18 protein-coding genes are annotated in these 20,068 nt (G+C 40.2%); 12 read left to right on the top strand and 6 right to left on the bottom strand.

Features of this window, described 5'->3' with window-relative positions; all coding sequences use genetic code 11:
• A partial coding sequence (locus V4596_07995; protein ID MES2769072.1) for a hypothetical protein occupies positions 1–497 on the top strand: 497 nt, incomplete at its 5' end.
• 30 nt (positions 498–527) lie between these two features.
• Here V4596_07995 and V4596_07990 read toward each other — a convergent pair.
• From V4596_07990 to V4596_07975, 4 genes are all read right to left on the bottom strand, one after another.
• Positions 528–917: a hypothetical protein gene (locus V4596_07990; protein MES2769071.1), complete on the bottom strand. Its 390-nt coding sequence runs from the start codon at positions 915–917 to the stop codon at positions 528–530.
• 16 nt (positions 918–933) lie between these two features.
• A complete protein-coding gene (locus V4596_07985) occupies positions 934–2,178 on the bottom strand; it encodes a hypothetical protein (GenBank protein ID MES2769070.1) in 1,245 nt (414 codons plus the stop codon).
• A 13-nt stretch (positions 2,179–2,191) separates the two neighbouring features.
• Positions 2,192–2,935, bottom strand: coding sequence for a TIGR02147 family protein (locus V4596_07980; protein ID MES2769069.1), 744 nt, complete (start codon positions 2,933–2,935; stop codon positions 2,192–2,194).
• A gap of 215 nt (positions 2,936–3,150) precedes the next feature.
• The gene (locus V4596_07975) at positions 3,151–3,957 is read right to left on the bottom strand and encodes a TonB C-terminal domain-containing protein (GenBank protein MES2769068.1); all 807 of its coding nucleotides are present in this window, start codon (positions 3,955–3,957) and stop codon (positions 3,151–3,153) included.
• A gap of 200 nt (positions 3,958–4,157) precedes the next feature.
• On the opposite strand from V4596_07975, the gene V4596_07970 reads away from it, so the two are divergent.
• The 3 genes from V4596_07970 to V4596_07960 all read left to right on the top strand — a co-directional run bounded on the left by V4596_07970 (position 4,158) and on the right by V4596_07960 (position 6,632).
• Positions 4,158–4,727: a PilZ domain-containing protein gene (locus V4596_07970; GenBank protein MES2769067.1), complete on the top strand. Its 570-nt coding sequence runs from the start codon at positions 4,158–4,160 to the stop codon at positions 4,725–4,727.
• A gap of 146 nt (positions 4,728–4,873) precedes the next feature.
• The gene (locus V4596_07965) at positions 4,874–6,181 is read left to right on the top strand and encodes a PhoH family protein (GenBank protein ID MES2769066.1); all 1,308 of its coding nucleotides are present in this window, start codon (positions 4,874–4,876) and stop codon (positions 6,179–6,181) included.
• A gap of 7 nt (positions 6,182–6,188) precedes the next feature.
• Positions 6,189–6,632 carry a hypothetical protein gene (locus V4596_07960; GenBank protein MES2769065.1) on the top strand — a complete coding sequence of 148 codons (444 nt, stop codon included), beginning with the start codon at positions 6,189–6,191 and terminating at the stop codon, positions 6,630–6,632.
• Here V4596_07960 and V4596_07955 read toward each other — a convergent pair.
• Positions 6,616–6,837, bottom strand: coding sequence for a hypothetical protein (locus V4596_07955; GenBank protein MES2769064.1), 222 nt, complete (start codon positions 6,835–6,837; stop codon positions 6,616–6,618). The genes V4596_07960 and V4596_07955 overlap by 17 nt on opposite strands.
• A gap of 255 nt (positions 6,838–7,092) precedes the next feature.
• Positions 7,093–7,320 carry a hypothetical protein gene (locus V4596_07950; GenBank protein ID MES2769063.1) on the bottom strand — a complete coding sequence of 76 codons (228 nt, stop codon included), beginning with the start codon at positions 7,318–7,320 and terminating at the stop codon, positions 7,093–7,095.
• Positions 7,321–7,586: 266 nt separating this feature from the next.
• Here V4596_07950 and V4596_07945 point away from each other — a divergent pair, with 266 nt between their 5' ends.
• The 8 genes from V4596_07945 to V4596_07910 all read left to right on the top strand — a co-directional run bounded on the left by V4596_07945 (position 7,587) and on the right by V4596_07910 (position 19,778).
• Positions 7,587–7,865, top strand: coding sequence for a cytochrome (locus V4596_07945; protein MES2769062.1), 279 nt, complete (start codon positions 7,587–7,589; stop codon positions 7,863–7,865).
• Positions 7,865–8,344 (top strand): hypothetical protein, encoded by a 480-nt coding sequence (locus V4596_07940; GenBank protein MES2769061.1) that lies wholly within the window; start codon positions 7,865–7,867, stop codon positions 8,342–8,344. The genes V4596_07945 and V4596_07940 overlap by 1 nt, the downstream gene beginning before the upstream one ends.
• A 71-nt stretch (positions 8,345–8,415) precedes the next feature.
• Entirely contained in the window at positions 8,416–9,519 is a 1,104-nt protein-coding gene (locus tag V4596_07935; protein MES2769060.1) for a CpaF family protein, read from the top strand.
• Between the two features lie 42 nt (positions 9,520–9,561).
• Positions 9,562–11,088 carry an ATP-binding protein gene (locus V4596_07930; GenBank protein MES2769059.1) on the top strand — a complete coding sequence of 509 codons (1,527 nt, stop codon included), beginning with the start codon at positions 9,562–9,564 and terminating at the stop codon, positions 11,086–11,088.
• Between the two features lie 90 nt (positions 11,089–11,178).
• Positions 11,179–12,450, top strand: coding sequence for a phosphopyruvate hydratase (eno, locus tag V4596_07925; protein ID MES2769058.1), 1,272 nt, complete (start codon positions 11,179–11,181; stop codon positions 12,448–12,450).
• Positions 12,451–12,807: 357 nt separating this feature from the next.
• Complete coding sequence (locus V4596_07920; GenBank protein MES2769057.1) at positions 12,808–14,925, top strand: thrombospondin type-1 domain-containing protein; 2,118 nt, start codon at positions 12,808–12,810, stop codon at positions 14,923–14,925.
• Between the two features lie 122 nt (positions 14,926–15,047).
• The gene (locus tag V4596_07915; protein ID MES2769056.1) at positions 15,048–15,410 is read left to right on the top strand and encodes a hypothetical protein; all 363 of its coding nucleotides are present in this window, start codon (positions 15,048–15,050) and stop codon (positions 15,408–15,410) included.
• A 237-nt stretch (positions 15,411–15,647) separates the two neighbouring features.
• Positions 15,648–19,778 (top strand): tail fiber domain-containing protein, encoded by a 4,131-nt coding sequence (locus tag V4596_07910; protein ID MES2769055.1) that lies wholly within the window; start codon positions 15,648–15,650, stop codon positions 19,776–19,778.
• The last annotated feature ends 290 nt before the right edge of the window (positions 19,779–20,068 follow it).

The raw sequence follows: 20,068 nt of genomic DNA, 5'->3' as shown, positions 1-20,068 counted from the left end.
CGCAAGCGGGGTATTTCGAGATCAGTGGTTCGGGAAACTATCGCAAAACCACTTACGATGAAAATAACTATTCGATCTACAGAAGTGGAACTGCGGCGGTTGCCTATTACTTTTGGGAACTCTCAGCTCTTGAAATCAGTTATACGAAGGCTCGCACGGATGATGTAAAAACCGATTACGTAGCAAGATCCTATGTGACCTTTTACGGTGCAGATTTAATTTTTACGCTCGCAAGCAAGCAGTCACTTTTTCAACCCTACATTAAAGTAGGAGCTGCCTACCAAGATAAAAATGGAACATACAAACAAACCAACCAACTGGTTACCGCCTTACCAGAGATAAAAGGTTGGGCTCCTACGGGCGGTATTGGATTCAAAATTATCCTCGGCAAACACATTGCCATCAAAACCGGAATCGATGCTTGGTCCTCTCCGCTCAGTCAAGAAAACGTAACCTATGACTATGCGGCAAGACTGGGACTTTCGTTTATTTTCTAATATTTTATAAAACCTTAGAAAATATTTTATTCAATTGCACCGTTGATAAGTATCTAAAATATCCTGACGCGAATCTTTACATTTTGTCATTTTTCTCAATTCATTTTTAACATTGTCTGGAACTTCATTGAGAGTATCAGGTATTCGTAATGTATTGATTTCTGCAAACTCAGATATGTTTCCCCATTCGTAGTTATGAGTGCCGGTATGAGAAGATGAGCTGTGTTTATTATGGCAAACCGTTGTTTGTCTGAGGGTATAGAAAAATTTAGAAGTTCCCCATAAATAATTGTTACTGAGTTCTATGCTGTGATCGGGCATACGGCAGTTTGTCACTCGAACTAAACACCTATTGGTTGTGTAGCATGTGTTTCTGGCTTCTGCTGAATTTAAAAATAAAGATAATAAAATAAATAACATAATTTTCCTCTTGTAACTATTTGGTAGCCACTTGCAGTTGGCTATAAGTGTTAATAATTTTTAAGTACTGTTCGTCATAGATACATCTATTGTGGAATATTTGAGAGTGCCTCTCTTTAAATATTCTAAATTTGTTTGCAGAGTTTTGAATGGCATTTCTATCTAGCTGAATAGATTTATTTTTATTTGAAATGCCTTTGTGAGTCTTGATTACAATGGATATATCATTGCTTATTACAAAGTCCTTAGCGTATGTAGGATAATAATATTCTTTTCCTTCGACTAGAAGTTGAAAGATTCCATAATTATCTACACTATCATAATCACCTGATAAAAATGGATATCCTCTAACTTCATGTGTCACTTCATTATATTCATAACGTTTGTTGGGAAAGTGCTTGATGCTATTCCAAATAGCCTCGTGCATTTTCGAGAAGTTATGTCCGCCTTCTACCATAAGCTGATTAAATTCATTTTTAAATTGATTGCATTGAGCTCTGAAATCCGCACTGTTAACGAATTGATAAACTGCTAGAGGTGTGAAAGATGATTTTACTTTAGATTGTGATATCACAGTAGAATTATAGAAATTTGTGAATGCTTCTGTAGTTTGAATTTTAAAATTTGGATGAAACAAATAAGAGGTAAACATACGAGCTCTATAAGAAAGCTTATTCTCGTCAGAAGACCACGGCCTAAACTCGCACGAAAGTGTGGCATATGTTTCATTTTCGATGCAATTGGCATAAGTCATAGCGTACAAAATTTCATGAAAATAAAGTCCTACTTGATGAAGAATAGGCATTTTTTTAAGATACTCCCTGTCGATAGTTACTATTTTGTAGTCATCATCTCTAAAGGCAATTTGTAATTGCTGATTTTCTATTCTGACAGGAGTGTACCCGCGATCATTGGTTTCTTTTACTTTTGGTAAGACATACCTCCATTGATATGTCTTAATAACATCGAGGAATTTTAAAGCAGCTTCAGGGGCTATAAGATAAACTTCGTTGAGTTTATTTACGATCAACTTTTGCACCTCAGGATTTGCCATAGTATTTTGAACAGCTTCGCTGGCATTCATCTGATCACTTAAAGAAATATTGACGTAAGAGTTTTCCTCAATGCCCGCCTCTAAAAAATCGTAAAGATAGATACTGCCGTTAGGCATTCCGATACCAATTCCTCCGCCTCCACCTTCTTGGCCCGCATGACTGGTTAGGGAAAGAATCGACAGGGCGATTAAAATTAAATTTTTCATCAGCTACTCCTTTTTAAAGTTCAAATTTTGTTAGGGGATAAAGCTGCACACCGAGTTGATAGACAGAGTCTTTCTCTCCATCTTCCAAAAATTTGCACAACTCTCTTCTAAATTTTTTAATTTTTTCTTTGGCTTCTATTATTTTTTTTGAATTCGCTGCAATCGTCATGGATGTGATGTCTTTTTTCTCTTGCGGACAATTGTCTACGGCGTGAAGGGCTTTGGTGATGACTTGTCTTTGGTATTCTTTGTGCGCGGATGAAGTTTGTCCTTCTATATAATTTGTATTGGTAATCTTTGAAAGTTTTAATTTGCCATTCTTTTGCACCAACATCCCAAGGCGTAGTAAACGCTCCACAGCTAATTTTGCTTCTAAAGAGGAAATTTGCAATTGTTGGGCAATCCATGATGGGTCATTTTTAAATTTTTTAACCAAAGTCAGATCCATGATTGCATAGTGATACCAATCCGAGATCACCGTAAAGGCATCCATGCTTAGAAGCATATACTTTGAACTATCATTCTCGGATGTGAGACCAGTAGGTGGGCGCCCTATTTTAGTCGAAATTTTTTGGATCACTTTATCCGAAATTTTTCTTTTTCCGGCAAGAATTTGGGAAAGAGTAGAAGAGTCAAATTCAAGATGTTTCGCAAAGGCCCTTAATGAATAACTGCTATTTGTTCGGCAGCGGCGAGAGAACTCATCCTGTAGCCAAACCCTAAATTCCAATTGCTGTTCATTAATACTTTTTTGCATAAAAAGCGTTATAAGGTAAAGTTGTGAAAAATTAAATCAATTTTGCCACAATCTGCGGCAAACGATGCCGCGCCTGAATTTATTACTTTATTTTCTTTGCTCGAGATAACTCGAGCTACGCAACGATCTTACTTAAAAGTGCAGACAATGTAGAGACGCGCGGATCAAATTTCTCATTTTCCATTAGATCATAGAGAGTTTGACTTGTTTTCTTCCTAATAGGGCTTAGCGAAGTGCGGACGTTGTGTGTATACGGTGAATTCACCCAGGATGTGAATAAGACCATCCTTTTCGACCATACCAGTCGGTGGATTGAGGTAAGGACCAGCGTCCATTAAAGCTTCGTGAATGGCTTGATCAAGTTCCGTGGACCCAGAGGAATGCATGATAACAACATCTTTCACATCACCTTTTTTGTTGATGATCAATTCTACTCGTGTGATCCATCTCAATTTTTGGCGCAGTTTTTCTCTCATATGTGGGAACATGGCCACGTCTTCGATGTTGTTTCCCCAGTTGTAAACAATTTTTGGCGTGATGCGGTTGTAAAAAGACGCGTACGTTGAAAAGTCAGAATTTAAAAAAGTAAAGTCACCTTTTTCTAAATTAGGAACAGAGAAATTAACCGTAGATTGTCTTTCTTCTTGAGCTTGGCCTTGTTTAGGGATGGGCATAAAGTTAGGACTGTTGCCTACTTCTATGGATTTTTCTTTATCGGCTTCTTTCTGGCCTACAATTTTCTGATTGTTGGTGGCGCCAAAATTTCGAGCGATAGTCTCTTTTTCAAATTGTTGTTTTTCCTCAGAGAAGAATCTTGAACTTTTTGTTTCTTCTTTTTTATCATCACTTTTCTTTACCGCAGGAGCTTGACGGCGATGCTGGCTACTATCTTCGATAACTACTTCGATGGCATCAAATCGCTCCGCACTGTGTTTTTGGGTGTAAATAGAGAGCGCCACATATCCCGCCAAATGGAGAAGCAAACTTAAAGCTAAAATGCGTATATCAAATTTGAAATCCATCTTCTTCTTTGTCTTCTTTCAAACGATTTCGTCGTTTAAATAATTCAAATCTTTGTATCAATGCTGTCTCGATTTGATCTGTTCTTCCTTTAAACTGAGACCTAGGTACAGCTCATTATAGCTCAAGTTGAGACGTTTCCGCACCGATAAAGAACATATATCAGATTCATCGGGGGATGAAAATACTTTTAGGGGGAAGAATGTCTAAGTCAAATGTTATCGATTTGAAGCCATATTTAAACGACCAGTTAAAGCTAAAAAAATCAGGAAAATTACACAAGATGCCTGGCGGTAACGCGGTCTTGAGGAATCCTTCGGCTCCAGTGATCGATATGACAGAAAAAAGAGAAGAAATTCTTTCTAAAGAAAGACGTGATAAGAGAAGAACAATTCTTACAGAGTTTGTAGGTGCGTTCTTGGTTCTTCCTAATATGGGCGCAAATCTTGGCGGCCTTCAAAAAGTTTTCCTCTATGACATCTCAGATAATGGTCTTTCATTTGATATCGAAACAAACGTTGGTCAATTGAGAGTGGGCGAAGAAATTGCAATGAGAATTTATCTTTCGCAAAAGAATTATTTTTCATTCGTAGTGAAGGCTTCGAACTCACGTTTCATTAGAGATGAAGAAACCTACAGATACGGTTGCGAGTTTATCAAGAACACTGTAAATAAAGAGGCGCTCAGACACTTTGTGAAGTTCGTAGAAGCCGTAGCGGTAGACTTAAAAGTCGATGGCGGCGATCTTCTGACGCATTCCTCGAAGAAATAATATACCTTTAAGAAATCCTTGTAATTTGATGAGTTTCCAGATCTCATAGAGTTGTGAATTGACTCTATGACGGAGGCTCATCTTTGACACAAAATACGACAGACACGACCAAGACTAATGGCAATAACAATGGTAAGGCACGCAGAATTGTTCTAGATACAAACGTAATTCTCCACGATGCTCAGGCAATCTTCAAATTCAAAGGCGCTTATCTTCACATCCCGATGACGGTGATTGAAGAGATCGATACATTTAAGCGCGAACTTGGTGAAAACGGACGTAATGCTCGTCAGTTCAGCAGATTCATTGACGTACTGAGATCCGAAGGCTCTCTTTCAAAAGGTGTAAAGCTCGAAAAAACCGGAGCTACTCTGATTGTCACTACCGACAGTTATGTTGGAAATTTACCAGCAGATCTTAACCAAGAAAAAGCAGACTCAAGAATTTTAGGCACGGCAATTCATCTTAAAAAAGAAAATCCCAATGATGACGTAGAACTCGTTTCAAAAGACATTAACCTTCGTATTAAAGCCGACGTTTATGGTGTGATCGCGAAAGATTACGAGCCAGATTCAGTTTCGATTGATGAAATGTACGCCGGTTACAGTGAAATTGATGTTGATCCAGGTTTGATCGATGAATTTTACGCCAAAAAAATCTTAACGTCGGTTCCTGGCCAAACATTTTTAGCAAATCAGTACGTGATTCTAAAAGACAAATCGAATGCCAATCACAGTGCAATTGCTAGATACAGTTTTCAACAGCAGGGCCTAGTGCCACTCATTCATTTGAACGAGAGTGTATGGGGAATTTTCCCTCGTAACGTAGAGCAAAGTTTTGCTTTGGATTGTTTATTGAACGACGAAATCTTGATGGTGACTCTCGTGGGTAAAGCTGGAACGGGAAAAACATTGATCGCACTAGCCGCAGGATTAGCAAAAACTCTCGATGAAGGAAAATATAGAAAACTTCTAGTGAGTCGTCCTATTTTCCCAATGGGAAGAGATATTGGTTATTTGCCTGGAGATGTGGAACAAAAGCTAAATCCTTGGATGCAACCGATCTTTGATAACGTGGAATTCTTAATGGGTGCGGACAGCTCTCACAAAAAAGCTGCGGGACGCGCGCAAGAGTTGATTAATCAAGGAATGTTAAACATTGAACCTCTCACGTACATTCGTGGTCGTTCAATTCCAAATCAATATTTGATCGTGGATGAAGCGCAAAACCTAACTCCACATGAAATTAAAACCATTGCAACTCGTGCGGGACAAGGAACAAAAATCATTTTAACGGGTGACTGTTATCAGATCGATAACCCTTATGTGGATTCTGGAAATTCAGGATTAACTCACGCGGTAGAAAGATTCAAAGGTCAGGCGATTGCTGCTCACGTCACTCTCACTAAAGGTGAAAGATCTGAGCTTGCGGAACTTGCAAGTAACTTGCTCTAGGGTATTTATGAAATTTTTAATTTTAGTTTTAACTTTGGTAAGCGTTTCAACTTGGGCAAATATTCCAAGTAAGGCGCCTCACCGCAAAGTAACTCAAAATAAAAAGAAGTCAGTTCCAGTCATTGAGAAAAATCCGGCTTACGATATCAAAACTGTCATCACTTTGGACGGGGTGAAGAGTAATCCAAAGTTTCGTTTGCGTGATGGTCAAACTGCAAAGATCGAACAAGAGCGGGACAAGCTGTTCACAGAAGTCACTGTGAAAAAACAAGTCTTGGATGGAAAGCCCGCGATGCAAATGGAATTCATTATTGGCAAAACCGATGAATTCGGTAGAAAAAATATCATCGCAACTCCTAAGATTCTGGCAAATCTAGGAGAGAAATCCTCAGTCATGATTGGTGATAAGAAATTGGTTGTGTCGGCTACGGCAACTAAGGTCGCTCGGTAGCTTTTTTATTGTAAAAGCGTTCGTTCAACGCGTCCGACACTTGATCTAGCCATTCATGGATATCTCCGCATTGCGGGTCTATTTCAAACTTATTGAAAGTATCAATAAACTCATTAAAAAGTTCATCGTAAGAAATCCTATAGAGCCATGTTTGGTTTTTCTTGAGCTTTTTTTGCTTGTAAGTTTGGAGGCTAATCACGTTCATTGCTTTGATAATGAAGCAATTCTTATGCCTTAAATTATTTACGAGAAAAAGTGTCTTGGCATACTTTTAACGGAATATAACTTCAAGCGACTCTTGATAGCGATTATTAGTCTTAAACATTAAAAGTAATTAATTCAGTGTTGTCTAGAATATATTCCGGTATAAAACAGTATGAAAAGCCCAATTGGGTCTTTCATACTGCTTTTGATTATCTCTACGAGATTAAATTTTTTTGAGTTAGGAATGACAAAACAACTATTGTAATGCGTTATTCCTTTGCATCTGTCCATCATAAACGGAAGAGACAAGTTGCCAATAGCCGGTGCCATCAACTCTTATGACGTAGATAAATGTATTCACAAAGCAGCCTCCGGAAACGATATGGCAGACGCGACTGCTAGTTGTAGCCCCGGCACTTTGGGCTTTAGCTGTCGAGACAAAAGCTAATGCAATTAATAAGATTGCAATTGTAGATTTGAACATTTTTATTTCCCCTTTTGGTATTCGTTATGGTGTTTATCACCGTTTATCACACCTTCAAATTACTTGAAAAATAAGGTTTCATAAATACAGACTTCATAAAATAAAAAAAACTTCATTACAGATTTTACGTGGTTTTTATAATAGTTACTTTTTAAGCGGGCGGTGAACCTGTTTTGCATTGGTCCTTTGGTCTAGTTTGGTCTGGTAGGCATCAAGGTTTCTTTTTAAAACTCCGATCTAATATCGAGACAAAGGAGAAACATCAAATGTTCTTACAAGGCAATCTACAGGTGGTTTTTGATGCTCTTTATAGTTTAGGTGTGATTGATCCGGTTCTAGAAAAGGATTGGAAGAAATCCTTTGAAGATTTCGATGCTCACGAATCTCAAGTTCAGCAGGCGGTTGCCACGGTGAACTCGTGTTCGGGAGATCTTGATAGAATTGTAAGATCTCTTAGAGTATTTGATATGAAGACTTTGGAGTTTATTGCGATGGAAGTGGCAAAGGAATTTGCAGACTTTTATGCGCGAAAGGTGACTCATTAATGATAAAAATCATTACAACAACAGCAATCATCATATTTATTTCGCAAAGTATATTCGCCTTTGAAATTGATTTCTCAAGACGTAAATCCTTCATGAAAAGCAATGAAGTTCAAGGCGAAGCTCCTCAATTTACTCTGACTCCAGAGCCAACATCAGTGGAAAGAGTAAAAGTGAATTTCGAATCTTCACAAGACGTAGTTATTTTAAATACCGAAAAAGGTTTCGTCCCAAGATCTTTAAGCCTTAGAGAAGGCGTGAAGTACACCATCCACGTGGTCAACGTGAATGAAAAAGAAAAGAATGTGAGCTTCATTATGAGTGCTTTTGCACAGCATCATGGAACTTATTACGGTCAAATCAAAACATTTGATGTGGTTCCGCAAAAAGAAGGCGTTTACACTTATCAATGTCCAGAAACTTCTCTCGAAGGCAAAGTGGTTGTTCTTCCTACAGATAGAGCAATCGCTAGCGAAAAATAACACACTGCCAGTACCGAAAAGTGCCATGCACCTTTTGGTGTCGCAGATGCTAAAAGAAGTAAAGGTAAGACGTGGATTCAAAAGTTGAAGTATTTAAAAATGCGATAAGAAACTTTTTGGGTCCCGTGATCGAATTCCTCGAAGATCCTACGGTTACAGAAATTCTCATTAATGGTCCCAAAGAAATTTTTATCGAGCGAGGCGGAAAGCTCATTAAGACGGATGCGGAATTCGTCAATGAAGATGATTTGCTATCAGCGGTGAATAGTATTGCTCAGAGTGTGGGGCGCAGAATTTCTCCTAAAGAACCAACCCTTGATGCTAGATTACCAGATGGATCAAGAATTCACGTGGTTGTACCTCCGGTGGCGAGAAGCGGAACGACGGTGAGCATTCGTAAATTCACCCAAACAAAAATGACTTTGAAAGATTGTGTAGAGAAAGGAACGATCACGGCAGATGCCGCTCAGTTCTTGGATCTTTGCATGTACTTAGGAAAAAATATTTTAGTGAGCGGAGGAACGGGTTCGGGCAAAACAACTTTACTCAGTGTCCTTGCCTCTAGAATTCCAAAAGCACAAAGGGTGATCGTGATTGAAGACTCCTCTGAACTTCAAATTGAATATGAACATCTAGTGTTTTTCGAAACGCAAATGGCTGACGCTCAAGGTGTTGGCGAAGTGGATATGAAAGATTTGGTGAAGAGCAGTTTGAGACTTCGTCCGGACAGAATTATTGTAGGAGAAGTGAGAAGTTCTGAAGCGTTGGATCTTATCAATGCGATGAACACGGGTCACAAAGGTTGCCTAGGTACAATCCATGCGAACACTCCAGAAGATGCAATGGTAAGACTTGAAGGTCTCGCGATGGGTGGAGATTCAAAAATTTCTGAACGTGCCTTACAGCATTTGATCGGCGCCGCAGTAGATGTTATTGTACAAATATCTCGATTCCCAGACGGAAGCAGACGCGTTAAGAATATCTCCGAAGTCCTTGGTCATGATGGTAAGGCTTATCAAGTAGACCACATATTCGATTTAGGGCAGCTTAAAAAATCAGCAGATGGACGTCTTGTCGGGCAGTTACAGCCAGTCGGCCATATCCCTTCATTTATGGATGAAATCGAAGCCAATAAAATTCCATTTACGAGAGCAAAATTCAATAAAGCAGCGTAATCATCCTTGCAAGACTTCTACTCTGACTGATAAATAGAGCACGTGTTATTTAGCAGTAAAATTTCCAACTCCATTTTGACGTATTTAGAGAATCAAAGGGTGAGCCTTGAAGGGCTTTACTCATCGTTTGATATTCCTGAAGAACTGTTGCGTGATCCGTCTTCATGGATGGAAGCAAAACAGATGGAAAATTTCTTAAAGGTTGCTTCGAATTATTTTTCTTTAGAAAAATCCGGAGAAAAATCCGGAGAGAGATCCGAAGCAGAAAGCAGCAGCGAAAATTTAGCTGAGCTAGTGGGTCATGACTGTTTGAAGCTTCATTCGTGGGGAGTTTTGGATAGCGTTCTTAGAATGATGGATAAACCTCAAGATATTTATCTTCATCCAGAAAGATTTTTATCATATTTTATTTCACCAACACCGCCACTTTTGGCTTTGAATTCGGCAAATGAAGCGGCAGAAAAATCTTCGTTTGAAATTTCAATTTCTAGTTTTGATTATCCGCTGACCACAAAATACCTTCAAGCAGCCTTAGAGGCACTACCGACTTTCTTTGGTAGAGATAATGCTTTTGTGAAGTGGACCGGAAAAATCATCGATATCAACTGGGAAACGAATCAGGATTCATTGTTTGAGACCGCGGCGCTAGAAAGAAACGTAAAACCCGATCTCGTTGAAACTCTAATGAAGTCATTAGAGAAAAAACAAAAAGAACTCGAGTTTAAGAACCGTGAGCTATTAGAAAAAAATAAACTCCTCGAGGAAGCACAAAAAAAATTAGAGAGTCAGTACAAAGAAAAAATTTATTCCGAAAAACTCTCCACGCTTTCCGAGCTTGCATCCAGCATTGCTCACGAGATCAACAATCCTCTTGCTTACGTGATGAGCAATATGATGAGAATCAATGATTACTTTATCAGAGCTCAGCAGTTGATCACGATTCTTATTGGTCAAGATCGTTTAACTCCTCCCGTACAAGAAGCCATGAGAAGAACGGATTGGTCTCTTGTGCAAAAAGATTTTCCTGAAATTGTCAGAGAAGTTCATGAGGGTTTACAAAAAGTAAAAGCCATCGTTAAGGATTTATCTTTCATCACCGGAAAAGCTTCGGATGAACCAAAAGTAAGCATTGATCTCAATCAAATTGTAAACTCCGCCGTAAAAATGGTGAGTCATCAAGTTCCTGAAAATGTAAAAATCGACAGTCACTTACTCCTCAGCCAAAATGTTTCTGTTTTTCCGGTAAGGCTCGAACAAGCACTGGTTAATATTTTAAACAATGCCGTTCAAGCCATCGATGGAAAAGGCGTTGTAAGAGTTGTGACTCGCCATCGGATGATAAAAGGCGGCACGCGAGCGGAGATTGAAATCTCTGATACGGGCATTGGTATGGACGACGAAAAGCTTAAATCCATCTTTAAACCATTTTACACCACGAAGCAGCCCGGCAAAGGCACAGGTCTTGGATTAAGTATTGCCCATTCAATTATTGAAATGCATTCTGGAGACATCCAAGTCAAAAGTGAACCAGGAAGAGGTTCAACTTTCTCCATAGACTTACCCCTCTGAAAAGGTGAGCCGCACCTTTTCCACAGATCAGCGTCAATTGACGCAAACATTTGGAAAAGGTGCGGCTCACCTTTTCTGAAGGAGTTTGTTATGTCGGAAATTTTGGATATTAGAGCTAGAGAGATTTTAGATAGTCGTGGAAATCCAACGGTGGAAGTGGAGATCACGGGATCTTCTGGATTTTCGGCTTATGCGGCGGTTCCTTCTGGGGCTTCGACCGGAGCGCATGAAGCGGCGGAATTGAGAGATGATGATAAGAAACGTTATCACGGAAAAGGTGTTTTGAGAGCTATTCAAAACGTAGAAGAAACAATTGCCGATAAATTGATAGGCTTTGATTGTTTAAAGCAAAGAGACATTGATCAAATTTTAATTAATCTTGATGGAACAGAAAATAAATCCAATTTAGGAGCGAATGCTCTACTTGGAGTATCGCTCGCTTGCACAAAACTTTCCGCTCTTGAATTGGGAATTCCTGTTTATGAATATGTTGGCGGAGTATTGGCAAATACCCTTCCTGTTCCATTGATGAATGTATTGAATGGTGGAGCGCACGCAAACAATGGGCTTGATGTGCAGGAGTTTATGATTGCGCCTGTCTGCGGTGGTAAGTTTTCTGAAAGCTTGAGATGCGGATCCGAAATTTTTCATTCATTGAAAAAAATCTTAAATGAAAAAGGCTATAGTACCGCGGTGGGTGACGAAGGTGGATTCGCGCCAAAGTTGAAAAATAATCGTGAAGCATTAGAGCTGATCACCACCGCAATTGAAAAAACAGGGTACCGTTTAGGACAAGATGTTTTCTTGGCTCTCGATGTAGCGGCGACAGAGCTCTACGATGGTGGTCAATACAAATGGGAAGGCAAAAAAATTACGCCAGACCAATTGATCCAAACTTACATCGAGTGGAGTAAGACCTTCCCAATGGTTTCGATCGAAGATGGTTTAGCGGAAGATGATTGGGCATCATGGGCTTCGGTCACACAAAAACTTGGCGATAAAATGCAACTTGTTGGAGACGATCTTTTTGTGACCAATCCAAAAAGAATTCATAAAGGTTTAGAACAAGGCGTAGCAAATTCAGTTTTAATAAAAGTAAATCAAATTGGAACTCTTTCTGAAACCGCAGATGCGATAGCCATGGCCCACAGAGGTGGATACACCACGGTGATGTCGCACAGATCGGGCGAAACGGAAGATTCGATCATTGCGGATCTTGCTGTGGGTTTTGGCTGCGCCCAAATTAAGACAGGAAGTCTGTGTCGCGGAGAAAGAACGGCGAAGTACAATCAGCTTTTAAGAATCGAACACGAGCTGGGTGGTCAAGCGAGATTTTTTGGTTTGGATGCTTTCAAACAATAACAATCCATTCTTATAATGTAAGTATTGGTTCCTAATGCTTACATTATAATTACCGAGTTGTAGATTTACTTTGCAGTATCAAATGCTTGGACATCTCTTCAAAAATAAATATCAAAATAAGACAACCATCTTCACGAAGTGAGAATTTGGCAAATTCATCTCATTCTGAGACTGGTATTCCATTTGCATTTTAAAACCCGGGGACGCATGAGATCGGTTAAGAACTCTAGAGTATCTCAATATGAGACAAGGACGCCTCTTAATGATTTCTTAAGGTACGGTAAACTTAGGACGATAGTTAAAATATAGTTAGTTTTTTAACTTTGAATTCGTCCAAGCAATTTTCCGGGGGGGAAAATGAAAAGTCTTATATTACTGGGTTTAGCAATTTCATTTTTATTGACCGGATGCCTTGAGAGCGGCGTAAAATCCATTGGTTCTTCCACTGGCGCAAGTAGCAATCCGATATATGATTGGGTTGAAACGAGTTGGGGTGCTTGTAGCGTAACAGCTTGTGGACAAACAGGCACGCGCACTAGAACCGTAAATTGCAGAGATAGTGCTAATGCGGTTGTTGCCGATTCTTTCTGTCTTACAAATGTGGGGCCAAGACCTGCAACATCTGAATCGTGTTCAGTGGGTCCTTGCGGAAGTGCTTCTTGCGCTCTTCCTGAGTCATTGGGTGGTGGAACCATTGCACATGCGAGCACAATTCAAGCTTATCAAGTGGCCACGGTTCCCAACGGTCAAACCTGTGCAGCTCCTCAGACAAGAACTTGTAATAATGGAACATTGAGCGGTTCCTACACTTATCCATCATGTACGGTGCTGCCTCCTCCAGGAGCTGCAAATGGAATTGAAATTGATTTAAGTTATGTGGATGTCGCTTCAACTAAGTACACTCGATTTAGAGATTACGTAGACATGAAGTTAAATGGAGGCAATCCATACGGATATTCAGGAGTGGATGCGGCCTTCATGTATCGTATTACCAATAACGTCGCTTATTGTAACCTTGCAGTGACAACAGCAGAACAACAAGTGGCTGCTGCAGAAGCAGCTATCGCAGGCGGTGGTAGACCCGTAATTGCGGGAGACTCTTATCTAGAAGTAGGTCACTTATTATCGGAAGTAGCGATAGCTTACGATTGGTGTAGCGCACAGACAACTGCGGCACAAAGAACTCGTTGGGCAGCTTATGCAAACCAAACTATTTACAACGTATGGAATTACAATTCTGCGACTTGGGGTGGGAGAGCATATCCATGGTCAGGTTGGTCGGTGAATAATCCTGGTAACAACTATTTTTACAGCTTTACAAAAGCTACCATCTACTGGGGGCTTGCAAGCAATAATTCTACGACAATAAATCTAGCTCGTTCAAAATTAAATATGATCAATACCTATTTCTCAGCAATGCCGGGTGGAGGTAGCTTAGAGGGTACAGGTTACGGAACGGCACACATGGGATTATTTGAATTGTATCAAGTGTGGGAAGACTCTACGACGGAAGACTACGCAAACATGAACGCGCATTTAACAGACAGTGTGAAGTACTGGTTGCATGCTACTATTCCATCGAGAGCAAAGCTTGCGGCGATTGGTGACCAAGCACGTTCTTCGGAGCCAACAATATTTGATTACCATAGAATCTTGGGACTTTATGCGGCTCACTTGACAAACAATGCTGCGAACAAGGCGATTGGTGCATGGTGGTTGAGTCACATCAGCGTTCAACAAATGTCCCAATATTTTACAAGAAGGCATGATATCTTAACTCCTCCAATGAACAACGCCGCTGCTCCCACAGAAGGTTTAGTTTATAGAGCTTCAGGAGCAGGACAACTTTTCGCAAGAACAAGTTGGGATACAAATGCTCTTTGGATGCAGTTTGGTGCAGGGACATACAATGAATCGCACGCTCACCAAGATCAAGGTGCATTTAGTTTAGCTTCAACAGACTATCTAGCGATCACTTCAAATATTTGGAGTCATAGTGGTATCAATCAATCTACAGAGATTCATAATCTAGTGAAATTTGTAAATGGTGGTACTACCATTCCACAACGTGAAGGTACGACTTCGACGATGACTATCAATAGTCAAAACTCTACGACGGGAGCAGTGAATGCAACTGCAAACTTAACTCCTGCCTATGCTGGAAATGCAAACATCACTTCTTGGACTCGAAATATTGATTTTGCCAATCGATCATTGGTTGTGCGAGATAACTTTACCGTGAGCGCGGGAACACAAGCCGTTTTCCAAGTGATAGTTCCGTCTCAACCCACCGTGAATGGAAATATGATCACTGCGGGTGGTCTGACAATTACAGTGCAGGCTCCAGCCAATCCAACCATAAGCGTGATGAATTGGACAAGCTCAGGAATTGACACTTTCAGCAGAGGTCATAGAATTGAAGTTCGCGGCCCAGCGGGCAGTGGTTCATTCCAAGTTCAATTGAGCGCTCCGTAATCCAATTTAATAATCCAATTCAATTTATCTCAAAATGAGATTCTAAATAAAGTCCTGGAAAGATTAAACTTCCAGGACTTTGGCTCCGATAAATAGTTATACAATTTTTGGAGAATTCTCAGATGATCAAAAAAAATATTTATGTCGGAATAACGATCACCATGGCATCTGTCTTAATATTATTCTTCCAAAACTGCGGACAATCCAAGAGTGGCCAAGCGCCCGTTGCTGAGGGTGGAATTGTCATAGATGATTTTTTAATTGTAGATTCGGATTGTTCATTGGAATCCACTTGTAAAGTCACTGTAGCCAAAACAGAAACTTCTTCTGCTGCAGAGGGTGATTTGAGTAACAAGCTTTCGGTGACAGATGAAGAAATACCCAATGAATTTTATAAGCATGATGTGGAAACAAGTGCTTATCAAAAATGTGTCTTTGTAAATCGTCGCGATGACATTCGCTTTGAATATCTCTGTAGTAAATAATCTCTGTAGTAAATAATCTCTTCGTAAATGATCTTTAAATAAAAATCCAATTTCTAAAACCATAGTCTATTTTGAATTAAGACACTCATCTTGAAACATTGTCTCACTATCGTACGTCCAGGTCCCGTTTTAATTGCTTCAATTTTTCCTTAATATAATCTCTCAACTTTTTAATAAATCTTAACGATAAGTATAAGTAAGTAATTTAATTAATATTTTATTGGTAAGGTGGTATGTATGTTGAACGTATCCAATAAAAACAAAAAATATGTACTGGCAAAAAAAATGTCAGACCCAGCTTTGAGGACAGTTTTGAGTAAAGCATCATTGTTAACATTTTTGTTTGTTTTATTAACTTCTCTGACATTATCTGCGGGTAATACGATGCCGTCTACTTTCACCTATCAAGGTCGTCTGATGGACTCTTCGGGTACTGCGGGACTTGCGGGTAACCTCACGCTTTATATAGAAGTTAGAAATCCTTCGGGAGCTTGCTTATTATATTCTGAACATCAAGCTGTGAATACCACTACAACCGGCGGTCTTTTCTCAATTCAAATTGGTAATGGTACAAGAACATCTGGTGTTGCGGGTTATAGCAATGACCCAGGTTACGCATTTTCTACTGTTTTCACAAACAAAGATGACTTCCCAATAGTAGCAGGAAGTTGTGCGGGAGGCTGGACTCCGGGTGCAACGGACGCAAGAGCTTTAAGAATTCACGTTTACGATGGAGTTACGACGACAACTTTAGCAGATCAAGCTTTGTCTCCAGTTCCGCAGGCATTAGTTGCGGACACGATTGATGGAGTTCCTCTCCAAGGTTTAACTTTGAATTGGACAACAGTAACCCGTCCTTTAAATCCAGTTGCAAACGCAACTCATGGCTACAACCGTACATTGACTAGATTTGAAATTTGGAATGGTGCTGCTTGGGTGCCGACAACTCCAAAGTTTTCGGCGGCAGTAATTGGTGACACTGCAACTAATAATTATGTTTTAAAATGGAATGATGCAACTGATGTGTGGGAACCTTCGGATATTGGTACATTGTTAGGAAATCCAGGCGGTGACGTTTCTGGAACTTATGGCAATATGAATGTTGAAGCCATTCAAGGTCAACCCGTTGCAACAACAGCTCCTAATCTCAATGAAGTTTTAAAATGGAATGGTTCTGAGTGGGAAGCCGCTGTTGATGCGGGTGGTGTTGTGATGGCCGGAGGTGCGGGAGCAACAAATAGACTTACAAAGTTCAATGCTTCAGACGAACTTGCTGACTCTTCTATAACTGATGATGGAACCACGGTGACATTCTCAATTCCGCTAGATATGAGTGCGCAACAAATCAAAGACGTTGCAAATCCAAGTGACCCAGGTGATGCGGTTACTCTTAATTATTTAGAGCAATATGTAGAGCCGGGAACTGTAGATGATCAAATCTTAAGATGGGATAATACTGCACAAGCTTGGGAAGCAGCGACTCTTGCTTCCACTGGGACAACTATTTCTGGTGGTACACAAAACATACTTCCGAAGTTCAATCCAACTGGTGATAACATAGTAGACTCATCCATCACAGATAACGGAACAAATGTATTGATGGAAAATCCTCCTGTAATGAGAGATGCACAAATTCTTATGACTAGGAATGGAAGTGATCTTTTGTTTGCTCATACTTCTGATGCCAATACAGCAGCGTCTTTTAGTACTTATGTAGGATATATGACAGGGAATACCACTGTTACTGGTAATCACAATACATCCTTTGGTTATAATAATTTAAACTCTGTTACAACGGGTTATCAAAACGTAGCTATAGGTTCTTCGAACATGGCTTCAAATACCACGGGTTATAATAACGTGTCTGTAGGCCAAGGTGCTTTAGGTCTCAATGTTTCTGGAGCATATAATATAGCTTTGGGCCAAGCATTAAATTCACTCACAGCTGGAGATTCTAACATTGCTATTGGGCAGAGTTCATTGGGAAGCATTAATACAGGTATAAATAACGTTGCTCTTGGTAGAAGTGCAGGTTTTTATGCAGCAAGCATTAGCTCGCGAAATGTATTTATTGGTAATGAAGCTGGGCCTTCAGGTGCTACCGCAATGACAGATAAACTTTATATCGATAATTCGGCCAACGATAATCCACTAATCTATGGTGATTTTTCTGATAACTATCTTCGTATCAATAATATTTTAGAATTACCAGAGATCACAACTCCGGCAGACGCAGTAGCTGGATATGGAAGAATTTATTTTAAAAGTGATGGCCTTTATATCAAGATGGGCTCAACAGAAGCTAAGCTTGTAACAGGAACTGGTGCAGGTGAAGTGAATACGGCATCTTCTCTTGGTGGTACGGCGGATGTTTATAAACAAAAAACTGGCGTGGACCTCGAGATGAGAGGTATCTCTGGTGGAACAAACATCACGGTTACAGAAAATGCTAACGACATTACAATTGATGCTACAGGAGTTCCGACGGCTGGTGGAACTACAAACGATACATTGAGATGGGATGGAGATTCTTGGGAACCAACAACAGGTTTAACGATCGAAGCTGATGGTGATGTCGTACTTGCCAACGCTCCGACAGCAGACGCTCATTCAACTACAAAATTATATGTTGATAATGCTGTGAATGGAATTGCCATCGCTGACGGATCTGCAAATGGACAGCTATTGAGATGGAACGGAACAGACTGGGTTGCAGTGACATTGACTTCGGGACAATTTTTAGTGGGTGATGGAGCGACGCCTTCTGTTGCAACAGCAGTGACAATGAGTAGTGATGCTACAATGTCGGCTGCGGGAGCGGTGACAATTGCAAACAGTGCGGTGACTACGGCGAAAATTGCCAATGCAACAATTTTATTCGAAGACATTGCTGCTAACGGATGTACAGGAGATCAAAGCATCGGTAGAAATGCCGGTAACACAGCTTGGGAATGTAAAACCTCGGGAAGTGGAATGACTGGATCAGGAACGCAGTATGCACTGCCTATGTTCAATAATGCTGGTGGTACAACGGTTGGAGATTCACTTCTTGCGCAAAACTCCACGTCTGCAAACAACGAGATTACTCTTGCGGGTACTCGGGCATTGAGTAACAAAGGAACAAACAACTTCTTTATCGCAAACTCTGGTAACAACACGTTCACTACAGGTTCGGCAGTAAGAAACTTAGCAGCAGGTAACACAGCTTTAGATGCATTAACAACTGGTACAGACAATATCGCTATAGGTTTTAATGCTGCAGGCGCCATCACTACAGGTGCAAATAACATTGCTATTGGTGCTAATGCTTTAGCTACAGCTACGACAACATCTTCCGACGGAAATATAGCAATTGGTGTAGATTCATTGAGGGTAATGAATGAAACCACATCTAATGGTCGATTCAATACATCTATTGGTAGCGAAGCAATGCAGGGAGTGACAAAAGGAGCTCAAAGCGTTGCTATTGGTGCAGCTGCGCTAGGTGGAGGTTTTGGATCTTACGAGTTGAGTAACAGCGTTGCTGTTGGTTATGGTGCACTTATGGTTTCGAACCCTGGAGAATTCGCTGGTAATGATGCTTTAGGTTCTTATTCGCTCTATTCATCCACAACCGGTGCTGATAACGTTGCTATCGGATTTCAAGCGATGAACACGGTAACAACGGGTGGTAGTAATACAGCCTTAGGCCGCAAAGCAGGTAAAAATGCAAATGCCGGCAGCGCAGGAAATTTATTCTTAGGTTATGAATCAGGTCCAACGGCAACAGGTGCTGTTTCTGATAAACTTTATATTGATAATTCAGCAAACGATACTCCATTGATTTATGGTGACTTCAGCGCCAATCAACTAGGCATCAATTCAGCCTTAGTGAGCACGCATGCCTTGAGTGTAGGTGGTGAGGCCTACAAAACGGCAGGTACAACTGCATGGGTGATTCCTTCTGATGGTCGCTTAAAAGATGTCGATGGAAAATATGAATACGGTCTGGCAGAAATTTTAAAATTAAACACCGTTCGCTATCATTACAAAAAGAACAATGCGGCTCATGCCGATTCAGAAAAACCAAAGATTGGTTTTATCGCGCAAGAAGTAATGTCTGTGATTCCAGAAGCGGTGGAGTTGTCTGATGATGGATATTATTCTTTGAATGTGGATCCGATCCATTGGGCTGTGGTCAACGCGGTTCAAGAACTTGGTGGTATGAGTAAGATGAGCCAAAAACAAATGGCTTCAATTGACCAAAGACTTTCAAAAGCTGAAAGAAAAATTGCTTCTTTGGAAGAGCAAGCTGTGAAACAGCAAAAAGAGATCGATCTTTTAAAACAACAAGTTCAATTGTTGATGAACGAAATCAAGAAGAAGTAAATCTTAGCGGTGTCCTTTGGGTACCGCTATTTCCGATAACTGGTGTCCTTTTGTTATCTGAAAACGCATATATTGAATTAGGTATGTGTTTCCTATCAAAAATGACAATTTACGTTAAGTTGTTGGAATATTTTCACAAATACTGGCAATCCTGTACATCTTTCGCTATACAAGTGCCTTATCCAGGGCTTGAAATCATTGGTAATTTATAGTTTTCATCGGTGGTATGACCTTTGCTTTCATTCTTAGTGGATTAGTGTTTTGGGTGCAAACCTACAAATTAAAACGAT

The organism is Bdellovibrionota bacterium (assembly GCA_040386775.1).
Taxonomy (GTDB): domain Bacteria; phylum Bdellovibrionota; class Bdellovibrionia; order Bdellovibrionales; family JAEYZS01; genus JAEYZS01.
The sequence above is the reverse complement of the archived record's forward strand: the minus strand, read 5'-3'. Positions and strand labels throughout refer to the sequence as shown.

Coding starts and splice junctions, on each gene's coding strand:
- V4596_07990 (MES2769071.1), bottom strand. CDS start 917: ATGTTATTTATTTTATTATCTTTATTTTTAAATTCAGCAGAAGCCAGA.
- V4596_07985 (MES2769070.1), bottom strand. CDS start 2,178: ATGAAAAATTTAATTTTAATCGCCCTGTCGATTCTTTCCCTAACCAGT.
- V4596_07980 (MES2769069.1), bottom strand. CDS start 2,935: ATGCAAAAAAGTATTAATGAACAGCAATTGGAATTTAGGGTTTGGCTA.
- V4596_07975 (MES2769068.1), bottom strand. CDS start 3,957: ATGGATTTCAAATTTGATATACGCATTTTAGCTTTAAGTTTGCTTCTC.
- V4596_07970 (MES2769067.1), top strand. CDS start 4,158: ATGTCTAAGTCAAATGTTATCGATTTGAAGCCATATTTAAACGACCAG.
- V4596_07960 (MES2769065.1), top strand. CDS start 6,189: ATGAAATTTTTAATTTTAGTTTTAACTTTGGTAAGCGTTTCAACTTGG.
- V4596_07955 (MES2769064.1), bottom strand. CDS start 6,837: ATGAACGTGATTAGCCTCCAAACTTACAAGCAAAAAAAGCTCAAGAAA.
- V4596_07950 (MES2769063.1), bottom strand. CDS start 7,320: ATGTTCAAATCTACAATTGCAATCTTATTAATTGCATTAGCTTTTGTC.
- V4596_07945 (MES2769062.1), top strand. CDS start 7,587: ATGTTCTTACAAGGCAATCTACAGGTGGTTTTTGATGCTCTTTATAGT.
- V4596_07940 (MES2769061.1), top strand. CDS start 7,865: ATGATAAAAATCATTACAACAACAGCAATCATCATATTTATTTCGCAA.
- eno (MES2769058.1), top strand. CDS start 11,179: ATGTCGGAAATTTTGGATATTAGAGCTAGAGAGATTTTAGATAGTCGT.
- V4596_07920 (MES2769057.1), top strand. CDS start 12,808: ATGAAAAGTCTTATATTACTGGGTTTAGCAATTTCATTTTTATTGACC.
- V4596_07915 (MES2769056.1), top strand. CDS start 15,048: ATGATCAAAAAAAATATTTATGTCGGAATAACGATCACCATGGCATCT.
- V4596_07910 (MES2769055.1), top strand. CDS start 15,648: ATGTTGAACGTATCCAATAAAAACAAAAAATATGTACTGGCAAAAAAA.